We start from the raw sequence: 18498 nt of genomic DNA, 5'->3' as shown, positions 1-18498 counted from the left end.
GGAGCGCGCGTCGGGCAGCGCTCGCCCGGGCGCGTGGCGGTGACGGACCACGTCGAGCGGGCCCCGGTCGCGCGCCTCACATGTCCCGAAGGTCATCTTTCTGGATGCGTGGCGAGCCAGCGGGCCACGCGGTCGAGGTTCGGCTGGTGCCCCAGCTCGCGCCAGTACGCCTCGGCCTGCGCGGCCAGGCTGCGCGCTCTGGGGCGCTCCGGTGGCGAGGCCCCTAGCGCCTCGGCCAGCGCCATCTGGACGTTGGCCCGATCTTCCACGCCAGCCAGCGTCAGGGCGCGCTCGAGCAGCGGAAGCGCCTGCGCCGGCCGGTCGAGGGCCAGCTCGAGCTCTCCCAGCCCGAGGAGGGTCGCGGCCAGGCCGGCGTGATTCGGACCGAGCGCCTTCTCCTGCAGCGCCAGCGCCCGCTCGTGCCGCAGCCGGGCCTCCTCGTGGCGGCCGAGGCCCCGGAGCGCCCGCCCCAGGCCGTTGAGGGCGAGCGCCAGGTAGGACGACTCGGGGCCGAGCGCCTTCTCGCCCAGCGCCAGCGCCCGCTCGTGGGCCATCCTCGCCTCGTCGTGCCGGCCCAGGGCCGACAGCGCGTTGCCCAGGCCGACGAAGACGGCGTGGGCGACGGGATCGTCGGGCCCGACGCCCTTCTCGCGCAGCGCCAGCGCCCGCTCGAACGCGTCCTTCGCCTCCTCGTACCGGCCCAGGGCCGACAGCGAGGTGCCGAGGTGGGTCAGCGGGAAGGCCGTGACCGGGTGCTCCGGTCCCAGCACCTTCTCGCGCAGCGCCACCGCCCGTTCGTGCACCTGACGCGCCTCCTCGTAGCGGCCCAGCCCGAGCAACGCGCGGCCCAGGTTGCCGAGAGACAGCGAGGTGTGCGGGTGCTCGGGACCCAGGATCTTCTCGCGGACCGCCAGGGCTCGCGCGTGCCGCTGGCGCGCCTCCTCGTGGCGCTCGAGGGTCACGAACATGATGCCCAGCGTGTTGTCGGCGTCGGCTCGGCTCACCGGATCGTCGGCCAGCTCCACCGCGGCCTCCAGCGCCAGCGACAGGGTCAGCGCCTCCTCGCCGCGCCCCTGCCTGGCGCCCAGGACGAACAGCAGCTGGCTCCACGCCCGCGCGCCGAGCCGGGCGTCCTTGCCCTGCGCCGCCGCGACGATCGCCCGCCGGGCCAGCTCCTTCGAGCCCTCGTAGTCGCCGACGGGCTCCTGCAGCTCCGCCATCACGTACAGCGCCCGCGCTCTCAGCGGCGCGTACGCCACGGTGTCCACCTCCCGCAGCAGCGCTTCCCCGAGCTCCAGCCCCTCGGGGTACTTGCCGGCCTCGTACAGCGCCTCCAGGCGGTCCGCCTGCGCCTCGAGGGCCTCCACGCGCGCTCGCACCGACGGGTCTTCCGGCGGAGGGACGGCGGCCGTCAGCGCCTCCGCGTCGGCGCAGTCATCGAGCGGAGGCAGCGACTGCGCCGCGTCCACCGCCCGATCGACCAGCGCCCGGTCCGGGCCGCGCGCCAGCAGCTCGGTCAGCGCCCCCAGCCGGCTGCGCCGCCGCTCCAGGCACGACTCCCGCAGCGCCGCGAGCGTGCCCGCCTGCGCCGTCCGACCGGCGGCCTCGCACACCTCGGTCCGCATCTTCACCCACGCGTCCGCGTAGCCGTCCAGCTGCGCCGCCGTGCGCCGGGCCGTGTCGGGCGCGTACGACACGCCCGTGGCGAGCAGCGCCTGGTCGACCCGGGCCTTCGTCGGCGCGTCCCAGATGCCCGCCAGGTGCTGCTCCATCCCTCCGCACCCGCGCTCGCGCTCGTCGAGCCAGCCCCACACCACCAGCCCGGCCAGGAGCGCCAGCAGCACCACCAGCCCCCCCGCGAGCGCTCGCCCGCGTCGCCGCGCCTGCGGGTCGTCGGCGAGCTCGGCCAGCAACGCCGCCATCGACCCCGGACGCCGCGAGGGATCGCGGCTCAGCCCGCTCAGCACCGTCCGGGCCACCCAGGCCGGCACCTCGGACGTGGACGGCGGCGGCTTCACCCTGCCGGCCGCGTGGGCCTCCATCAGCTCCATCAACGTCTTGCCGTCGAACGCGAACTGCCCGTACAGCGCCTCGTACAGCGAGGCACAGAACGAGAACACGTCGGTACGGACGTCGCCCCGGCGCCCCTCGAGCAGCTGCTCGGGCGCCATGTAGCGCGGCGTGCCGACCACCGAGCCCGTCACCGTGAGTTCGTCGGCCGGGGCCGACGCGCCCGCGGGCGACGAGCCCTCCGCCGGCTCGGGAGCGGCCGGCAGCGCCTCCGACTGCTTGAGCCGCGCCAGACCGAAGTCCGTCACCCGCGCGCGGCCGTCCTTGCCGACCAGCACGTTGTCCGGCTTGAAGTCGCGGTGGATGAGGCCCGCCGCGTGGGCCGCCTCCAGCCCGCGCCCGGCCTCGAGGTACGTCGCCAGCACCTGCCGCCAGGAGCGAGGCTGCTGGGCGCACCACCGGCGCAGCGTCTGCCCCTCGACGAACTCCATGGCGATGAAGAGCGAGCCGTCTTCGAGGGTCCCCGCGTCGTACACGGCCACCACGTTCGGGTGGCTGAGCCGGGCCATCGACTGCGCCTCGCGGACCAGGCGGGCCTTCTCCTCGCGTCCGCTCGAGCCGTCGGCGCGGGTCCGCAGCAGCTTCAGGGCCACACGGCGGTCCAGCCGCGCGTCGTAGGCCGCCAGCACGAGGCCCATGCCGCCCTGCCCCAGGAAGTCGAGCACCGTGTAGCGCTCGGCCAGGCTCCGGCCCGGAGCGAGGGCCGCAGGCACGAGCGCCCCGTTCGCCGAGGGCAGCGTCGGCCCATCGGCGTCGAGAGATTTCCGCATGGTCATGGCGAGCTCCCCGGCACCCGAGGAGGCGTTCGCCCGCGGCGTTGAATCGCTCATCTGCGCGCTGAAGCGCGATCCTAGCCGAAATCCCGCCTCTCGGCGAACCGCCGCGCGCCTGCCGGAAGCGGTCGCTAACCTCGCTCGGGCGATCTTGCCCCGCCCCGGCGCGAGGACGTCTCGGGCCTGCAGATGCAGCGCCGGTGGACTCGAGTCTCACTCCTCCTGACGAAGCGCCGGGTGCTTCGCCGGCGACCTCGCGGAGTCGGTGCCGTGGTCGCGACGGCGCCGAACACCCGCGGGTCGCACACGTATACCTGAGGACATGTCCTTATGAACATGCCCTGAAAGCCTCACGGTGCCACCTCCGCCGCCGCATCAATTTCGCTGAACGCGACTGCAAGCTCGAGGCGACGCGCGAGCTCCGCCGCGAACCTCCCGTCAACCACCTTCTTCCGTTCGTCGACCCACCACCTGTCCGGTTCACGCCGAGCCGGGACACCGGCCCCGTCGCGGGATCTCGCAGCTCGCCCATGGGACGAAGCCCGGTGCGTCGACGCGCGAGGCCCCACGCGGGGTCCCGGCGCGGGGCCGCGCCTTGTTCGCTCGCGCCGCGCTTGCTAGCGTCGGCCCCGAGATCCTGGGGTTGGGATTCGAGGGGGCGACGTGGAGTCGGAGCTGCTTGTCGCGAGCATGATCGGCGGGAACTCGGCCCGCTTCGAGGTCGCAGGTTCGGCGAATCAATTCTGGGTGCTCCGCTTCTCCGGGGTCGAGGCGGTCTCCGAGCTCTACGAGTTCCAGATCGAGCTGACGGCGCGCTTCGAGATGGTCGACGAGATGGTCGGCGCGTACGCCAGCCTCCGCCTCGCCGGCACCGACCGCGCCGCGCGGACGATCCACGGCCTGCTGTGCCGCGCCGAGTACACGGGGGAGCTGCCGCCGCGCTCGACCTACCGCGTCTGCCTGGTACCCGACGTGTGGAAGATGCAGTTCCGCACGACCAGCCGGATCTTCCAGCGGATGTCGACCCCGCAGATCCTCGAGGCCGTGCTCGGCGAGTCGGGCATCCGCTACCGCCTGCGTTTGGCCGGCTCGTACAGCGCGCGCGACTACTGCGTGCAGTACCGCGAGAGCGACCTGAGCTTCATCCGCCGCCTCATGGAGGAGGACGGCATCGCCTTCTACTTCGAGCACGAGGAGGACGCGCACACGCTCGTGCTGTCGGACATCAACACCGGGCGCGAGCGGATCCAGGGCGACCCGGCGCTGCCGTTCCGCGTCGACGAGAAGATCCGCGGCAGCGAACATGTCCGCAAGTTCTCGCTCGGCCACCAGATCACGCCCGGCGCGACGGTCGTGCGCGACCACGATCATTACGTCTCGCGCAACGTCGAGGCCCGCGACCAGGCCCCCCGCGGCGCCGCCCAGCTCGAGCTCTACGACGCGCCGATCGGCGCCCGCGACCCGGCGATAGCGACCATGCAGGCCAAGCTGCGGCTCGAGGCGGCGCGCGTCGGCGGCGTGGTCGCCACCGGCACCAGCGACTGCCCGCGCCTGGTCCCCGGCCACTCGTTCCTGCTCGCCGACCACATGCGCCACGAGTTCGACGGCGAGTACCACGTGCTGCGCACGATCCACCGCGGCGAGCAGCCGCGGATCGTCTACGCCGACGCCGAGCTGGTCTACGACAACGACTTCGTCGCGATCCCGGTGACCACGCCGTACCGCCCGCCGCGCGTCACCAAGGTGCCGACGATCCGCGGGGTGCAGACCGCGACCGTCGTCGGCCCCGCGGGCGAGGAGATCTACGTCGACGAGCAGGGCCGGGTGAAGGTCCAGTTCCACTGGGACCGCGCGGCGCCGTTCAGCGAGCTCAGCTCGTGCTGGGTCCGCGTCAGCCAGGCGTGGGCGGGCCCGTCGTACGGCTCGTTCTTCCTGCCGCGGATCGGCCACGAGGTGCTGGTCGAGTTCATCGAGGGCGACCCCAACCGGCCGATCGTCACCGGCCGGATCTACGACGGCACGCGCCAGCCGCCCTACCCGCTGCCGGAGGAGAAGACCAAGAGCACCATCAAGTCCGACTCGAGCCCCGGCGGCGGGGGCTTCAACGAGCTGCGCTTCGAGGACGCCAAGGGCACCGAGGAGATCTTCATCCACGCGCAGTACGACATGAACACGATCGTGCTGCACGACGCGACCCGCGACGTCGGCAACGACGACCACCTGACCGTCGCCAACAACCAGACCGAGGACGTCGGCGTCGACCGCTCGGCCACAGTCGGCAGCAACGAGACGATGTTCGTCGGCGTCGATCAGCGCCTCGACGTCGGCCAGCACCAGACCAACACGATCGGCCAGAACCAGATCAACACGATCGGCCTCAACCAGTCGACCACGATCGGCGCCAACCAGGCGACCACCGTCGGCGGCGCCCAGGAGAACATCGTCGGCGGCGACCACAGCCTCAGCGTCCACGGCCACGTCCTCACCGTCGCCGGGATGGACAACGCTCTGGCCGTCGGCGGCAATCAGCACGTCCAGGTCCTCGGCGCCCGCACGCTCGAGGTCGGCCTCGATCAGACCACCACCGTGCTCGGCAACGTCATGTGCGACGTCACGATGATGGTCAGCGCCTCGGTCGGCACCGACCTGCTCGTCACGGTCGGCATGAACAACACCGTGACGATCGGCGCCACCCAGAACCTCGTCGTCGGCGCGGAGCGCGTCACCATGGTCGGCGCCAACGACACGCTCACCGTCACCGGCGCGCTGACGGTCTCCGCCGCCACGATCGTGCTGTCCGCGGGCGGCTCGACCATCACCCTGTCCCCCGCCGGCATCGACATCTCGAGCGCCGGCGTGGTCAGCATCAACGGCTCGCTCGTCACCACCAACATGGGCGCGGGGGGCGGCGGCGGCTTCTTCTGAGCCCCGGTGCGCCGGTTATTTGGTCCGGACGAGCCCCGCGGGGGCGATCGGCGTGTGCCCCCCGACGACCTCAAAGCCGCCGTCGTCGTCGGTGCGCTCGGGCGCGTACGGGACGACCTCGCCGGCGGCTTCGGCGGCGGCGATCTGGGCCTGACGGGCCCGAAACTCGCGCTGGAGCTGCGCGGTGGCGCTTGCGATCTCGGCCGATGTCAGGTTCGCCATGCTCAGATCTCCACCATGTAAATGATCGTCTTCGGCACGTACTCGCCGTCCGCGGTCGAACCGGCCGGACGCCTGAAATCGGTGGTGTACGGGACCCACATCGTGGTGTTCTCTCGCCCGGTCACCAGGAACTTCGTGTCGGTCGCGAACAGCACCTCGGCCTCGCGGTCCTGGTTGAGCTTGTCCGTTTCCGGCTGATTGATATCTTTCCCCTTGTAACCGAAAACGGACAGGTTCTCGATGTAACGACCCGTCTTGGACTTGATCAAGAACTCGTATTGCCCCCTGAACTTCGAAGGCGGGTCGCTGCCGGCGCACGTGCTCACGAACGCATTGTCGGAGACGACCTTGCCCACCTGGTAGGCCGAGTCATAACTGCCGAGGCCCTTGGCTCCTCGACAAACGATGCCCTGGTATGGAGGCAGCTTCGAGAGGGCCGAATTCAGGGTCTTCTTGTACCCCTCCCACTCGTTCTTCTGCCCAGGCGTGCCGTTACGAAGCGTCCAGTTCAGGGCCTCGTAGTCGCCCTGGGTGTACCGGACGAGGGCGAGCATCTCGGGGTCGTCGAGGCGCCCGTAGACCTTCCGATTCTTTCTCCTGGCCTCTTTGATGATCTTCTGTTCCCACTCTAGCCAGCTTGCGTCATTTTTTAGGGCCGGCTTCGACATCTTCTGGAAGTACTCGTAATCGTACTTCGTCGGGCGCTCCGGTTTGACCCGACCGCGCCCGAAGGGGTCAAGCCCGTCGCCAGCCAGCCGAGGGGGCATATGCTTCGTGGCGAACGGGTCCGACGACTCTTTCCGCGACCCGAACGGGCTCCGCGAGCCGTCGTCCTTGTTCGGCTTGGCCGGCTTCCAGTTCGGCGCGTCGTTCGCGTCCGGCCCGTCGTCCGCGTCCGGCCCGGCGTCCGCGTCCGGCCCGTCGTTCGCCTCCGGCCCGTCGTTCGCCTCCGGCCCGTCGTTCGCCTCCGGCCCGTCGTTCGCCTCCGGCCCGTCGTGCGCGTCCGACTCGTTGTTCGCGTCCGAAGTCGACGGCGGCGACTCCGTCTTGGCCGTCTGCTCCCCGCCCGACGCGCCCGCCTGCGGTCTGCCCAGTTGGGTCGGCGTCGTCGCGGGTCTCGGCGCGCTCGGCCGGGCGGACTTCCACGGAGTCGCCGGCGTCAACGGGCTCGGCGTCGGCGGGGCCAGTTGCGGATGCATGATCGTCGGCGCGGTCCCGGCGCCTCCGGGGCTGACCGCCTGACCCATCGTCCACCCGCCGCCCGGCGAGCTCGCGCCCGTGGACGCCGCCGGCGGCCCGCCCACGAGCGCGAGCGGCAGCCCGCCCTCTCCGCTCGCCTCGCCGCCCCTCGGGTTCGACCCGGGCGAGGACGACGGCGAGCCGGGCGGCTTCGCCGGCCTCGGCGGCTTCGCTGACGGCACGTTCGGCGACGCGTTCGGCGACACGTTCGGCGACACGTTCGACGACACCTTCGGCGACACGTTCGGCGTCACGTCCGGCGTCACGTCGCTGCCGCCCCCGATCCCTCCCTTGAACACCGGCATGCCCCGCCCCTCGCGCACGCCGGCACGGCGCGCGCCGACGACGAGCATCACCGGCCTCCTCTCCGCACGCAAGTCGTCGCCGCGAGCACCACCGCGCGCGCGGATCCCTCTGGCGCACTTGTGCGCGTACAAACGCCGCCGCCTTCGTGCGAGACTCGCGTCCTTCGACGGGCCCCGACGTCCGAGCGGCGAGCGCGCGTCGGTCCCCCGCGGCGCGATGCAGTTCTTCAATTACACCCCGTACCCGGCGTACCTCTTCCGCGGGTGCATCGAGGCGCGCAAGGTGCTCGCCTGCGCGATGCTCCGCGTCACCTACGACATCGTCGACGGCCGCCTGAAGCCGGCCGACGACCAGCCGTGGGGCGTCTCGCCGGCGCCCTGGCAGGGGCCGTACGGGCCGATGCCCTCCGACCAGCGCTACGTCCGCGGCGGCGTCGACCTCCTGGTCTTTGGGTCAGCTCGCAGCGCCAGGCCGGTCCCGAGCATCGAGGTCGTCGCGCAGGTCGGCGCCAGGTGGCGCGCCCGGATCCTCGCGTGGGGCGACCGCCACTGGCGGCCCGGCCTCACCGGCCTTGCCCCCGGCGCGCCCGAGCCGACGCGCGAGGTCCCGCTGACCCTCGCCCGCGCCTATGGCGGCAAGGACAGGTGGGACGGCGTCGACGTCGCGTACGTCGACAACCCGGACGGCCGCGGCTTCTACCTCGAGGCGGACCGCGCCCGCGGCAACCTGCTGCCGAACCTCGAGGATCCCGACGCCCCGATCCGCGCGTGGAGCGACCGTCCCGAGCCTGTCGGCACCGGTCCGTGCCCGCAGACCTTCGCTCCGCGGGTGCGCCGCGGCGTCGAGCTCGACGAGACCGGCCAGCAGATCCGCCGCCTCAAGCCCGAGTTCTTCAACGACGCCTTCCCGAAGATGATCGTCCCGCGCGCCGAGCCCGGCGAGCGCGTCTCGATCACCGGCGTCTGCGAGGACGGCGCGCTCGCGTTCGAACTGCCGGTCCACGACATCCGCGTCCGCGTCGAGGTCGGCGACGACATCGGCGAGCGCACCCCGGCGATCGATCAGATCGGCGTCGAGGCCGACGCCCGCCGCGTGTTCCTGACCTACCGCTACTCCTTCGCCTACCACCTGACGCCGCACCAGCGGCGAACTTGCATGCTCGGGCTCGTCGAGCCCGGATGAGGAGCGCGCCGTGTTCGCCGTGATGAAGCACTTCGATCTGATGATCGGGATCGACGTCCACACCTGTTGGCCGCCGCCCGACCCCAAGCCGAACGGCCCGGCGCCGTACTTGACGATCATGTTCCTCCACGGGCTCCAGCCGCTGACGCCGATGATGGCGCCGACGTGCCTGACGCTGTCTGGCATGACGATGCAGCGCGGCACCGACATCGGCCCCGGGATCCCGCACATCGGGCCTCCGAGCAAGCTGACCCCGCTCGACATCCTCCTGAGCTCCTCGGTCTCGTACTTCGGCCCCTCGGCCTACACCGTCGAGGGCGTGTCCGTCGCGGCCGCGCTGACGCTGGTGATCGGCGTCAACGCGAACTGCTGGACCGTCGGCCCGGTCCCGACCGGACGGGTGCTCTGCCCGACGACCCACTTCACCGGCATGACGCTGATGGACATCCTGTTCGGCGTCGTCAGCTACGCCGCCGACGTCGTGATGGAGCAGGTGACCGGCGCGGCGACTGCCGTCGTCAAGAAGCGCGTCGTCGGCCCGATCAGCAAGAAGCTGTCCACCAAGCTCGCCTCGAAGACCGCCGCCAAGACGGCCGGCAAGGCGTCGGCCAACGCGGGGAGCACGGCCGCCGGCAAGGCCGCCGCCCCGACGCTCGGCGGTCACCGCCCTCCCGGCTTCACTCCCGGCAAACCCGCGGGCCCGCGCCCCGCAGGCGGGCCCCAGCTCGGCGGCCACCGTCCTCCCGGCTTCACCCCCGCCAACCCCTCGGGCCCCCGCCCCGCAGGCGGGCCCCAGCCCGGCGGCCACCGTCCTCCCGGCTTCACCCCCGCCAACCCCTCGGGCCCCCGCCCCGCCGGCGGACCCCAGCCCGGCGGCCACCGTCCTCCCGGCTTCACCCCCGCCAACCCCTCGGGTCCGCGTCCCGCCGGCGGACCTCAGCTCGGCGCCCAGCGGCCCCCTCCGTGGCAGCCCGCCAGGCCCTCGCAGCCGAACAAGCCCCCTGCCAACGTATGGCAGCCCGGCAAGCCGAGCACGCAGCAGCGCCCGCAGGCCCGGCCGACGCTCGGCTCGCACCGCCCGCCGCCGGAGAAGCACCTGACCCCGCTCGAGTACTACCGCCAGACGGGCTACGACGCCCTGCTGGAGATGCTGGCCTCGATGCCGCTGTCGATCCCGCACCAGATGGCGATGGAGCTGCTGCCGCTGACCGGCATCGAGGAGTTCGGCGCCCCGCCCGAGCAGCAGGAGGAGAGCTGACCCTTGGGACAGGTACAGACAGCCCCCTCCGCGACCGCGCTGCAGCTGTCGGCGCACGGCCTCGACGGCAAGTGGACCCTGACGATCCTCGCCAAGCGCACTTACGAGATCGACGACGCCGGCCGAATCAGTCCGGCCGCCGAACAGCCGGCCCTGCGCGCCGAGCCCGAGTGGGACCCCGCCGACCCCGAGCAGCTGCTCGCCGACACGGACCTGTTCACCCACAAGTTGCGCACCGACGTCGTCGTCCACGGCCACGTTTACGGCGACGGCACGGCGCGCCAGCTGGTCGCCGAGGTCAAGGTCGGCGACCATCAGGTCCGCCTGCTCGCGCTCGGCGAGCGCCGATGCACGCTCGACGCCACCAACCGGGCGGTGTTCTCCACCCCTGCCCCGATCGAGCGGATCCCGCTGCGCTACAGCCACGCCTACGGCGGACGCGACGCCGTCTTCGAGGAGGTGCACGGCCACCCGCTGCGCGGCGACCCGCGCTTCGCCGACATGACCGAGGCCGACCTCGCCGCCGCGTCGCCGTACCTCTACCCGCGCAACCCGTGCGGCCGCGGCTACCTGATCGCCGCGACCCGCGACGCCGTCGAGCGCCTGTCGCTGCCCCAGCTCGAGGACCTGCTCGATCCGCTGACCCCGACCCGCCTCGCCGTCGGCGACTTCAAGAAGTGGTACAAGATGCCCCTGCCCCAGGGGACAGGTTGGATCGACTACGGCTGGTACCCGCGGTCCGCCTTCTTCGGCGTCGTCCCGATCTGCGAGCGCTTCGACGCCCCGGCGGCCGAGGTCACCCGCGGCCTCGTCCCCGCCGCGCTCGGCCCCGGCGACGGCAAGCAACCGGCGAACCACGCCTTCGAGGCCGCCAGCGGCGCCTCGCTCGCCCTGCAGCTCCCCCACCTGCGCGGCGGCGAAGCCGTGACGCTCACGCACATCCACCCGCGCCGCTCGCAGTGGAAGCTCGCCGTCCCGTACGCCCCCGCGCTCGCCGTCGACGCCCGCGACGGCACCGTCACCCGGGTCCAGGCCATCATGCACACCCTCGAGCTCGACCCCGAGGCCGGCCGCCTGACCCTCGTGTGGCGCGGCTCGGCCCCCGCGCTGCGCAGCTACCTGCCGCAGGAGCTCGAGACGATGCCGATGCGGGTCGCCTGGAGCGACTGACCTCTGGAACAGCTGGCCCGCCGCCGCGATCGGCCGCGCGCGACCTTCGACGCCATCGCCGCGCGCACGCCCGCGGCATGGTTCCGCATATCGCTGGTCTCTACTTCGGGGCCGCGCCGATCTGCCAGTGCTTTGACGCCGCGCCGGCCGAGGTCGCGCGCGGACCCGGACTGGCGGAGCTCGCTGCGAAGGAGCCGCCGCACCACGAGATCGAGGACGGCAGCGGGGCCTCGCCGGCGCTCCAGGTGGGCCATCACCGCGGAGGTGAGGCGCTGTCGCTGTCGCGGACCCATCCGCGAAGGCCCCGGCGACGTCGATCGTGCCGCCTGCGCCCGGGCTCGCTGTCGACGAACCGGTGTTGCACACGTTGCTCGTCGAGCTCGACCGCGGGCGCATGACGGCGGAGCGGCGCGGTTGTGGACGCGCCATCCGTCGCGCTGCGCCGCACGAACCGACGACGATGCCGATGCGCGTGACGTGGGGTGGAGCCGAAGCACGTGGTCGCGGCGCTGGACAGCGCAGCCGCGCTTTTTTACGATGCCCGGCATGGGGCGCGGACCGCTCGTCTCGCGCGAAGGGGAGACAGAATGACGAATGGTAGTGGGGATGATCAGGGCCCGAAGGGCGGGACGCCGGGCGGGACGCTGTTGTCGGAGCTGCTCACGGTCACCAACATCGGGCCGCGCGGGAGCGAACCCTACAAGCTGGTGCGCCAGGGGACGCACAAGCTGCTCGACGATCTGCTGCGCAAGGCCGAGGCGGCGCCGAAGCTCGATCGCCAGCTGGTGGACGAGATGATCGGCGAGATCGATCGGCGGATGTCGGCGCAGATCAGCGCGGTCCTGCATCACCCGCGGGTGCAGCAGCTCGAGTCGGCGTGGCGCGGGGTGCGGTACCTGGTCGATCAGATCGACTTCGATCACAACATCGGGCTCGACCTGGTCCAGGTGACGAAGGAGGAGCTGCGCCTCGACTTCGAGGACGCGCCCGACATCACCGGCTCGGGGCTCTACGACCTGGTGTATCGGCGCCAGTTCGGCACGCTCGGCGGCAAGCCCTACGCGGTGCTCTGCTCGACGCACGAGTTCGGGCTCGACGGCGAGGACGTCGGGCTGCTCAAGCAGTGCGCGGCGGTGGCGGCGATGGCCCACGCGCCGATCCTCGTCAACGCGGCGCCGTCGATGTTCGGGCTGTCGTCGTTCACCGAGCTGACCAAGATCAAGGACCTGCCGGCGCTCTTCGACGGCGGCAAGTACGCCCGCTGGAACGCGTTCCGCGACAGCGAGGACGCGCGCTTCGTCGGCGTGTGCATGCCGCGCTTCCTGCTGCGCTACCCCTACGGCGAGCCGGTGCACGTGCCGGAGGATTCGTCGGAGTACGTGCCCGCGGCGCAGCGGCCCGACGTGCCGGTGACTGCGTTCGCGTACACGGAGGACGTCATCGACCGCCACGAGCGCTACCTGTGGGCGCCGGCGTCGCTGGCGATGACGGCGCGGATCGCCGACAGCTTCACGCGCTATCGCTGGTGCCCCAACATCGTCGGGCCGCAGGGCGGCGGGGCGATCCACGACCTCCCGCTGCACATCTACGAGCAGCACGGCCACCTCAAGACCAAGAGCCCGATCGAGGTCGCGCTCGACGATCAGTGGGAGCGCGAGCTGTCGGAGCAGGGGCTCATCGGGCTGGTGTTCCGCAAGCACAGCGCCAACGCGGTGTTCGTGTCGGCGAACTCGGCCCACCGCCCGAAGCTGTACCCGCGCACCCCGGAGGGTCAGGCGGCCGCGCGCAGCGACGAGGTCGGCTCGCGCCTGCCCTACACCTTCGTGATCGCCCGGATCGCCCACTACATGAAGGTGCTGCAGCGCGAGCAGATCGGATCGTGGCAGACCCGCTCCGACCTCGAGCGCGAGCTCAACGGCTGGCTGCGCGGCTACGTGTCCGACATGCCGGACCCGCCCCCGGACACGCGCGCCCGCAAGCCGCTGCGCCGCGCGCGGGTGACGGTCCAGGAGGTCCCGGGCCAGCAGCAGTGGTTCCGCTGCGACCTGGCCGTCGAGCCCCACTTCTCGCTCGACGGGGTGGCGGTCGAGCTGGCGCTGGTCGGCAAGCTCGACCGCGCGTGACGGCGATACCATGCGCGAAAGGACATGCCCATACGGGCATGTCTTTTTCGCCATGTTCGATGGAGCATGTCCTGCGAGACATGCCTGCCCCGCCGCGCCCCGTGTGCGACGATCCGCGCGCGCGCTCCTCGCACGCGGACCCCTCGCTCGCCGAGCGCCGTCCCTGGCGTCCGCGGCCGCGCTCGCGCTACCGTGCCGGCATGCTTCGCCGCATCGCGCTCGCCCTGCTCCTCGCCTCCTGCTCCACCGCCGCGGACGGCGGGGCCGATGTCACGATCGGCGCCACGCAGGGCGAATCGACCGACACGAGCACGGCCGCCACGACGACCGCCGGCAGCGCCGCGACCACCGACGAGCCGTCCGTCACCACCACCACCACCGCGGTCCCCACCACCGGCCCCGAGCCGACCACCGGCGAGCCCGCGGGGCCGTGCGGTCAGCCCCCGCCGTTCACCGGCGCCATGGCGCAGACCATCGAGGCGGCCGGCATGGAGCGCGACTACGACCTCGTCATCCCCGCCGATTACGATCCCGACACCGCCTATCCGCTGGTGTTCGCCTGGCACGGCCGCGGCGGCTGTATTGGCTCAGCGTGAATGCAACCGAGGGAGGGGCGGCCTACGGACTTGCGGGTGGGCAGGTCTCGCTGGGATGATGGTGGGTTTGACGTTGGCGATCAAGTTCTCGGCGTTGACGACGGAGCTCTCGAGCGGCCTCGAGTTTGTGGTCGCGTTCGGCGAAGATGACGGTCTCGCGTCCGGCGAGCTTGTCGCTGGGCGCGATGTAGCCGATGGCGCTGTGGAGACGGCGGGCGTTGTAGTGCTCGACGAAGTCGGCGGTGACGCGGCGGGCCTCGTCGATCGTCGAGGGTGCTGCGGGTCGCAGGGCCGTGGATTTGAAGGTCTTGTGCCAGCGCTCGAGCTTGCCGTTGGACTGCGGGTAGCCGGGTGAGATCCGGACGTGGGTCATGCCGGCGACGCGGATGAACTCCTTGAAGTCGCGGGCGATGAACTGCGGGCCGTTGTCGGTGACGACGCGAGGTCGGGCGTCAGGGAACTAAACTTGCCCCGATCCGGTGGACACCCTCGATGAGTCAGGAGTAGAGAGGGTGAAGGCCATGAGCAAGAAGAAGCGCCGAGCGTTCACGGAAGAACAGAAGGCCGAGGCGGTAAAGATCGTAAGGACCTCGGGGAAGACGGTCGCGCAGGTGGCTCACGAGATGGGCTTGACGGTGAGCGCCCTGAGGAATTGGGTGAAGAAGGATGAGAACGACCGCAATCCAGCACCGGGCGGGCCGCTGACGACGGACGAGCGTGCGGAGCTCGCCAGGCTCCGCAAGGAGCTGAAGCGGGTGGAGATGGAGCGCGACTTCTTAAAAAAAGCGGCGGCCTTCTTCGCCAAGGAGACGTGACCATCTTCGAGGTGATCGCGGCGGAGGAGGCCCACTTTCCCGTCAGCATGATGTGCGAGGTCCTCGATGTCTCGCGGAGCGGCTACTACGCGTGGAAGACGAGAGAACCGTCGGAGAGGGCGCGGGAGACCGCGGAGCTCGCCCAGGAGGTCGCGGCGATCCACGAGGCGAGCAGGAAAACCTACGGGAGCCCGAGGATCCGTCGGGAGCTGCGCGAGCGTGGCCGGAAGGTCAGCCGCAAGCGTGTCGCCCGGCTGATGCGCCAGGAGGGCATCCAGGGCCGCCGCAGGCCGAAATTCAGGAAGACCACCGACTCGAACCACAGGCTCCCCGTGGCCGACAACATCCTCGACCGCAACTTCACCGCCAGCAAGCCGGACCAGGCCTGGGTCGCCGACATCACGTACGTCTGGACCCTTGAGGGCTGGCTCTACCTCGCGGTGCTCCTCGACCTGTTCTCGCGGCGCGTCGTCGGCTGGTCGATGGCCGACCACATGCGCACCGAGCTGGCCCTCGGCGCGCTACAAGCCGCGCTGGGGCATCGTGAGCCGTCCCCGGAGGGGCTCCTCTTTCACTCCGATCGCAGCTCCCAGTACGCCGCAGACGATCACCGGGAGGCCCTGCGCCGGGCGGGCATCACATGCAGCATGAGCCGCAAGGGCAACTGCTGGGACAACGCGGTCGTGGAGAGCTTCAACAGCACCCTCAAGACCGAACTCGTCCATCGCACGATCTTCCTCACGCGAGAAGCCGTGAAGCTGCCCCGATCTGGTGGACACGCTCGATGAGTCACTCGGCTCGGACATCCGCGCGAGTATGGCCCAGCCCCTGCGCGCCGCGCTGCAGCGCCTCGAGCGCGTCGACCCGCCAGGCCAGCGCCGGACCGCCGCGGCCGAAGAACGCGGCGGCCTGCTCCGCCAGCGGGCGGGCCTCGTCGCTGCGCCCGGCCGCCACGAGCGCGCGCGCGAGCGAGCTAGCGAGGTCGGCGCCGAAGGGGTCGAATTCGCGGTGCTCGCTACCGTGAAGCGCGCGCGCCAGCAGGTCGCACGCGGTCGCGGCGTCGCCACGCTCCAGCGCGAGCCGGCCATGCGCGGCGAGCGAGGTGAGCTCCCGCTCTGCGTCCTCGCTGGCCCGGGCGTCGAGGGCGTCGGCGCGGGCGAGGAGGCGCTCGGCGCTGGCGAGGGCGCCGTCGAGGAGATCGGCCTCGGCGAGGACCCTCAAGGTCCAGGCGATGTCCGGGTGATTCGGCCCGAGCGAGGACTCCTCGATCTTCAGGGCGCGCGCGGCGTCCCGCCGCTGCGCCGCAACGTCGCCGCGGAGCCCCGCGACCTCGGCGAGCCCCACCAGCGGCAGCGAGACGAGCGGGTGCTCGCCACCCACCGTCCGCTCGCCGATGGCGAGGGCCCGGGAGAATTGCCGCTCGGCCTCGTCGAGCTCGAGGCGGACCAGGTGCAGGTGGCCGAGGTTGACGACCTCCACGATCAGGTTGAGGTCGTCCGGGCCGAAGTTATGCTCGCTCGTGGCGATGGCGCGGCGCAGGTGCGGCTCGGCCGCCTCGAAGTCGCCGGGTCGGCCGCGGCTCAGCAGCACCGAGCCAATGTTGGCGTGGGCCATACCCACGTCGGGGTGGTCCGGCCCGTAGGCCGCGCGCCAGATCTCGAGCGCCTGCGTGAATCTGTCCAGGGCCTCGTCTTCGCGCCCGGCGCGGCGGAGTACCGTGGCCTGGTTGTTGTGATACGCGGCGATCGTCGGGTGCGACGGGCCGAACACGTTCGTCCGGATCTCGGCGAGGCGGTCGAAGTTCGCCAGGGCGGCGTCGTACTGGCCGAGCTCTCCTTGCAGCGTCGCGACCATGGCCAGCGCCCGGGATGTATCCCGGCTGTGCGGCCCCAGGTGCTGCTCGGCGTGCGTGAGGGCCCGCCCGAACCAGTCCTCGGCCTCGGCGAAGCGCCCGGCGCGGTACTCGACCTGCCCGCTGTCGAACAGCGCCTCGAAGTGGGAGCCGCCGCGCGGGGCGGTTCGCACGGACATGCTGCGGGCGAGCCGGACCCACATGCGGGCCTCGGGCCCGCGGCTGCCGGACAACGCGATCACCTGCGCCAGCGCCCCGGCGACGAGGCCGAGGCGCTCGTCGTCGCCGATCTCGGCGGCGAGCCAGGCCGCCCGCGTCAACATCGACTCGGCCTCGGCCCGCGCGTCGCGGGCCTGGTGGATCGTGCCGAGGTGATAGAGGGCCTGGGCGATGAGCGGCGCATGACCGATCGTCTGGGCACGCTGGAGCGCCTCGGTGGCGTGGCGCGCGGCGTCGTCGAGGTGCCCGAGCGTCCACTCGGAGCTCGCCGCCGAAAGCTGCGATTGCACGGCGAGCACGGCCCGGGTCGTCGCGGGATCGGCCGGCGGCGCGACCTCGGCCAGCAGGCTCCCGGCGTCGCGGCAGCGCGCGAGGTCCGGCAACCCGAGCGCCGCCTGCGTCGCCCGCTCGAGCTCGGCGGCCTCGATCGCCACGAGTTGCTGCACCAACCCGGCGAGCGCGCCGTGGGCTGCGGTGAGACACAGCGTGGTCCGATCGAGCAGCGCGTCCGAGATCTGCCCGCCGCGGTGCTGCTCGCAGACGGCCCGACGGGTCTCGCGCCACGCTCGCGCGTAGCCGTCGAGCTGTGCCTCGATCCGCGCCGCGGTATCGGCAGCGAAGCCGAGGCCGGTCGCCGTGATCGTGGCCCGGAGCTGCTGGCGCTCCGACTCGCCCCACACCGCGCCGATCTGGGCCGCGCCGTCGTCACAGGTCGCCGCATACGCGCCGAGACCGTAGCCGACGCCGGCGAGCAGCCCGACGGCGGTCCCGGCGGCCAGGCCCCACCGCCAACCCCGAGCGCGCGACCGCGGCGCGGCGAGGCGGCCGAGCTCCGCCCGCAGCGCGGCCAGCGAGGGCCAGCGGCGCTCGGGGTCGGGATCGAGGCCGCGGGCGACCACGCGGCCGAGCTCCGGCGATGCCCCTGTGACCGCGAGGGGCGGAGGTAGCTCGCCGCGCAGCGCCCGCAGGCCGAACGGCCCGTCGCGCACGAACGCCTCGAAGGACATGGGCGCCAGCGCCTCGTACAGCGCCGCGCAGAAGCTGTACTGGTCGCTGCGGGCGTCGGCGACGCCCCGGCCGTGCTGCTCCGGCGCCATGTAGCGGGGCGTGCCCCCGCCCAGGCTGGTGCTCGTCGACGTCGCCTCGGGCGGGCGTTCCTGAACGCACATGCGCTCGATGCCCGATTCCGGCGGGGCGTCGGCCTCGGCCTGCACGAGTCCGAAGTCGCCGACGCGCGCGCGCCCGTCGGCGCCGATCAGCACGTTCTCGGGCTTGAAGTCGCAGTGCACGAGGCCGTGAGCGTGGGTCGCGGCGAGGCCGTCGGCCGCCTGGAGGAAGATAGCGACGACCTCGCGCCAGGTCCGCGGCGCCCCGGTCAGCCAGGCCCGCAGCGTCTGGCCGGGCACGAATTCCATGACGAGGAACACGTGGTCCTCGAGCTCGCCCACCTCGAACACCTGGATGACGTGAGGGTGGGCGAGCCGGGCCATCGCCCGGGCCTCGCGCAACAGCCTGCGGTGTCCGCCGCGGGCGGTGACGCCGGGGTGGAGCAGCTTGATGGCGACGCCGCGGTCGAGCTCCGGGTCATAGGCGTGATAGATGACGCCCATCCCGCCGGCGCCGAGCCGGGCGAACACGACGAAGCGGCCGAGCCGGCCCAGCGACTGCGGGGTGCCGAGCAGCTCGAACTTGACCCGGCCCTGGTCGATGCGCTCGAGCAGGTTCGGCCGTTCGCTGGACACGTCGCG

13 protein-coding genes are annotated in these 18498 nt (G+C 72.0%); 8 read left to right on the top strand and 5 right to left on the bottom strand.

The genetic code is table 11. From position 1 onward, the window contains the following. Positions 1-92 precede the first annotated feature (92 nt). The gene (locus K7C98_RS20915; RefSeq protein WP_224193472.1) at positions 93-2840 is read right to left on the bottom strand and encodes a serine/threonine-protein kinase; all 2748 of its coding nucleotides are present in this window, start codon (positions 2838-2840) and stop codon (positions 93-95) included. A gap of 693 nt (positions 2841-3533) precedes the next feature. Between K7C98_RS20915 and K7C98_RS20910 the strand changes: the two genes are divergently transcribed. Next, positions 3534-5768, top strand: coding sequence for a type VI secretion system Vgr family protein (locus K7C98_RS20910; RefSeq protein WP_224193471.1), 2235 nt, complete (start codon positions 3534-3536; stop codon positions 5766-5768). Positions 5769-5783: 15 nt separating this feature from the next. On the opposite strand, the gene K7C98_RS20905 is transcribed toward K7C98_RS20910, so the two are convergent. Both K7C98_RS20905 and K7C98_RS20900 read right to left on the bottom strand, forming a co-directional pair. Further along, entirely contained in the window at positions 5784-5990 is a 207-nt protein-coding gene (locus tag K7C98_RS20905) for a hypothetical protein (RefSeq protein ID WP_224193470.1), read from the bottom strand. Between the two features lie 2 nt (positions 5991-5992). Beyond that, on the bottom strand, positions 5993-7582 hold the full coding sequence (locus tag K7C98_RS20900; RefSeq protein ID WP_224193469.1) for an ADP-ribosyltransferase: 1590 nt from the start codon (positions 7580-7582) through the stop codon (positions 5993-5995). A gap of 169 nt (positions 7583-7751) precedes the next feature. Between K7C98_RS20900 and K7C98_RS20895 the strand changes: the two genes are divergently transcribed. The 5 genes from K7C98_RS20895 (at position 7752) to K7C98_RS20875 (ending at position 13864) form a co-directional block, all read left to right on the top strand. After that, entirely contained in the window at positions 7752-8717 is a 966-nt protein-coding gene (locus K7C98_RS20895) for a DUF2169 family type VI secretion system accessory protein (RefSeq protein WP_224193468.1), read from the top strand. Positions 8718-8727: 10 nt separating this feature from the next. Further along, positions 8728-9975 (top strand): hypothetical protein, encoded by a 1248-nt coding sequence (locus K7C98_RS20890; protein ID WP_224193467.1) that lies wholly within the window; start codon positions 8728-8730, stop codon positions 9973-9975. A 3-nt stretch (positions 9976-9978) separates the two neighbouring features. After that, positions 9979-11145 (top strand): DUF2169 family type VI secretion system accessory protein, encoded by a 1167-nt coding sequence (locus K7C98_RS20885; protein ID WP_224193466.1) that lies wholly within the window; start codon positions 9979-9981, stop codon positions 11143-11145. A 587-nt stretch (positions 11146-11732) separates the two neighbouring features. Beyond that, entirely contained in the window at positions 11733-13268 is a 1536-nt protein-coding gene (tssC, locus tag K7C98_RS20880; RefSeq protein ID WP_224193465.1) for a type VI secretion system contractile sheath large subunit, read from the top strand. 200 nt (positions 13269-13468) lie between these two features. Then, positions 13469-13864, top strand: coding sequence for a hypothetical protein (locus K7C98_RS20875; protein ID WP_224193464.1), 396 nt, complete (start codon positions 13469-13471; stop codon positions 13862-13864). 22 nt (positions 13865-13886) lie between these two features. Here the strand turns inward: K7C98_RS20875 and K7C98_RS20870 are convergent, their stop codons facing one another. Then, positions 13887-14237 carry an integrase core domain-containing protein gene (locus tag K7C98_RS20870; RefSeq protein WP_224193463.1) on the bottom strand — a complete coding sequence of 117 codons (351 nt, stop codon included), beginning with the start codon at positions 14235-14237 and terminating at the stop codon, positions 13887-13889. 148 nt (positions 14238-14385) lie between these two features. Between K7C98_RS20870 and K7C98_RS20865 the strand changes: the two genes are divergently transcribed. Beyond that, positions 14386-14679 carry a transposase gene (locus K7C98_RS20865; RefSeq protein WP_224193462.1) on the top strand — a complete coding sequence of 98 codons (294 nt, stop codon included), beginning with the start codon at positions 14386-14388 and terminating at the stop codon, positions 14677-14679. After that, positions 14676-15467, top strand: a complete 792-nt coding sequence (locus tag K7C98_RS20860; RefSeq protein ID WP_224193461.1) for an IS3 family transposase — start codon at positions 14676-14678, stop codon at positions 15465-15467. The genes K7C98_RS20865 and K7C98_RS20860 overlap by 4 nt, the downstream gene beginning before the upstream one ends. 1 nt (position 15468) lies before the next feature. Here K7C98_RS20860 and K7C98_RS20855 read toward each other — a convergent pair whose 3' ends face one another. Continuing rightward, on the bottom strand, positions 15469-18492 hold the full coding sequence (locus K7C98_RS20855; protein ID WP_224193460.1) for a tetratricopeptide repeat protein: 3024 nt from the start codon (positions 18490-18492) through the stop codon (positions 15469-15471). Positions 18493-18498: the final 6 nt, after the last annotated feature.

The sequence above is a fragment of the Nannocystis pusilla genome (genome assembly GCF_020073745.1).
GTDB lineage: Bacteria > Myxococcota_A > Polyangia > Nannocystales > Nannocystaceae > Nannocystis > Nannocystis radixulma.
The sequence above is the reverse complement of the archived record's forward strand: the minus strand, read 5'-3'. Positions and strand labels throughout refer to the sequence as shown.

Excerpts from the sequence above, each read along its gene's own strand:
- K7C98_RS20915 (WP_224193472.1), bottom strand. The coding sequence starts at position 2,840 with ATGCGGAAATCTCTCGACGCCGATGGGCCGACGCTGCCCTCGGCGAAC.
- K7C98_RS20910 (WP_224193471.1), top strand. The coding sequence starts at position 3,534 with ATGATCGGCGGGAACTCGGCCCGCTTCGAGGTCGCAGGTTCGGCGAAT.
- K7C98_RS20905 (WP_224193470.1), bottom strand. The coding sequence starts at position 5,990 with ATGGCGAACCTGACATCGGCCGAGATCGCAAGCGCCACCGCGCAGCTC.
- K7C98_RS20900 (WP_224193469.1), bottom strand. The coding sequence starts at position 7,582 with ATGCTCGTCGTCGGCGCGCGCCGTGCCGGCGTGCGCGAGGGGCGGGGC.
- K7C98_RS20895 (WP_224193468.1), top strand. The coding sequence starts at position 7,752 with ATGCAGTTCTTCAATTACACCCCGTACCCGGCGTACCTCTTCCGCGGG.
- tssC (WP_224193465.1), top strand. The coding sequence starts at position 11,733 with ATGACGAATGGTAGTGGGGATGATCAGGGCCCGAAGGGCGGGACGCCG.
- K7C98_RS20875 (WP_224193464.1), top strand. The coding sequence starts at position 13,469 with ATGCTTCGCCGCATCGCGCTCGCCCTGCTCCTCGCCTCCTGCTCCACC.
- K7C98_RS20870 (WP_224193463.1), bottom strand. The coding sequence starts at position 14,237 with ATGACCCACGTCCGGATCTCACCCGGCTACCCGCAGTCCAACGGCAAG.
- K7C98_RS20865 (WP_224193462.1), top strand. The coding sequence starts at position 14,386 with ATGAGCAAGAAGAAGCGCCGAGCGTTCACGGAAGAACAGAAGGCCGAG.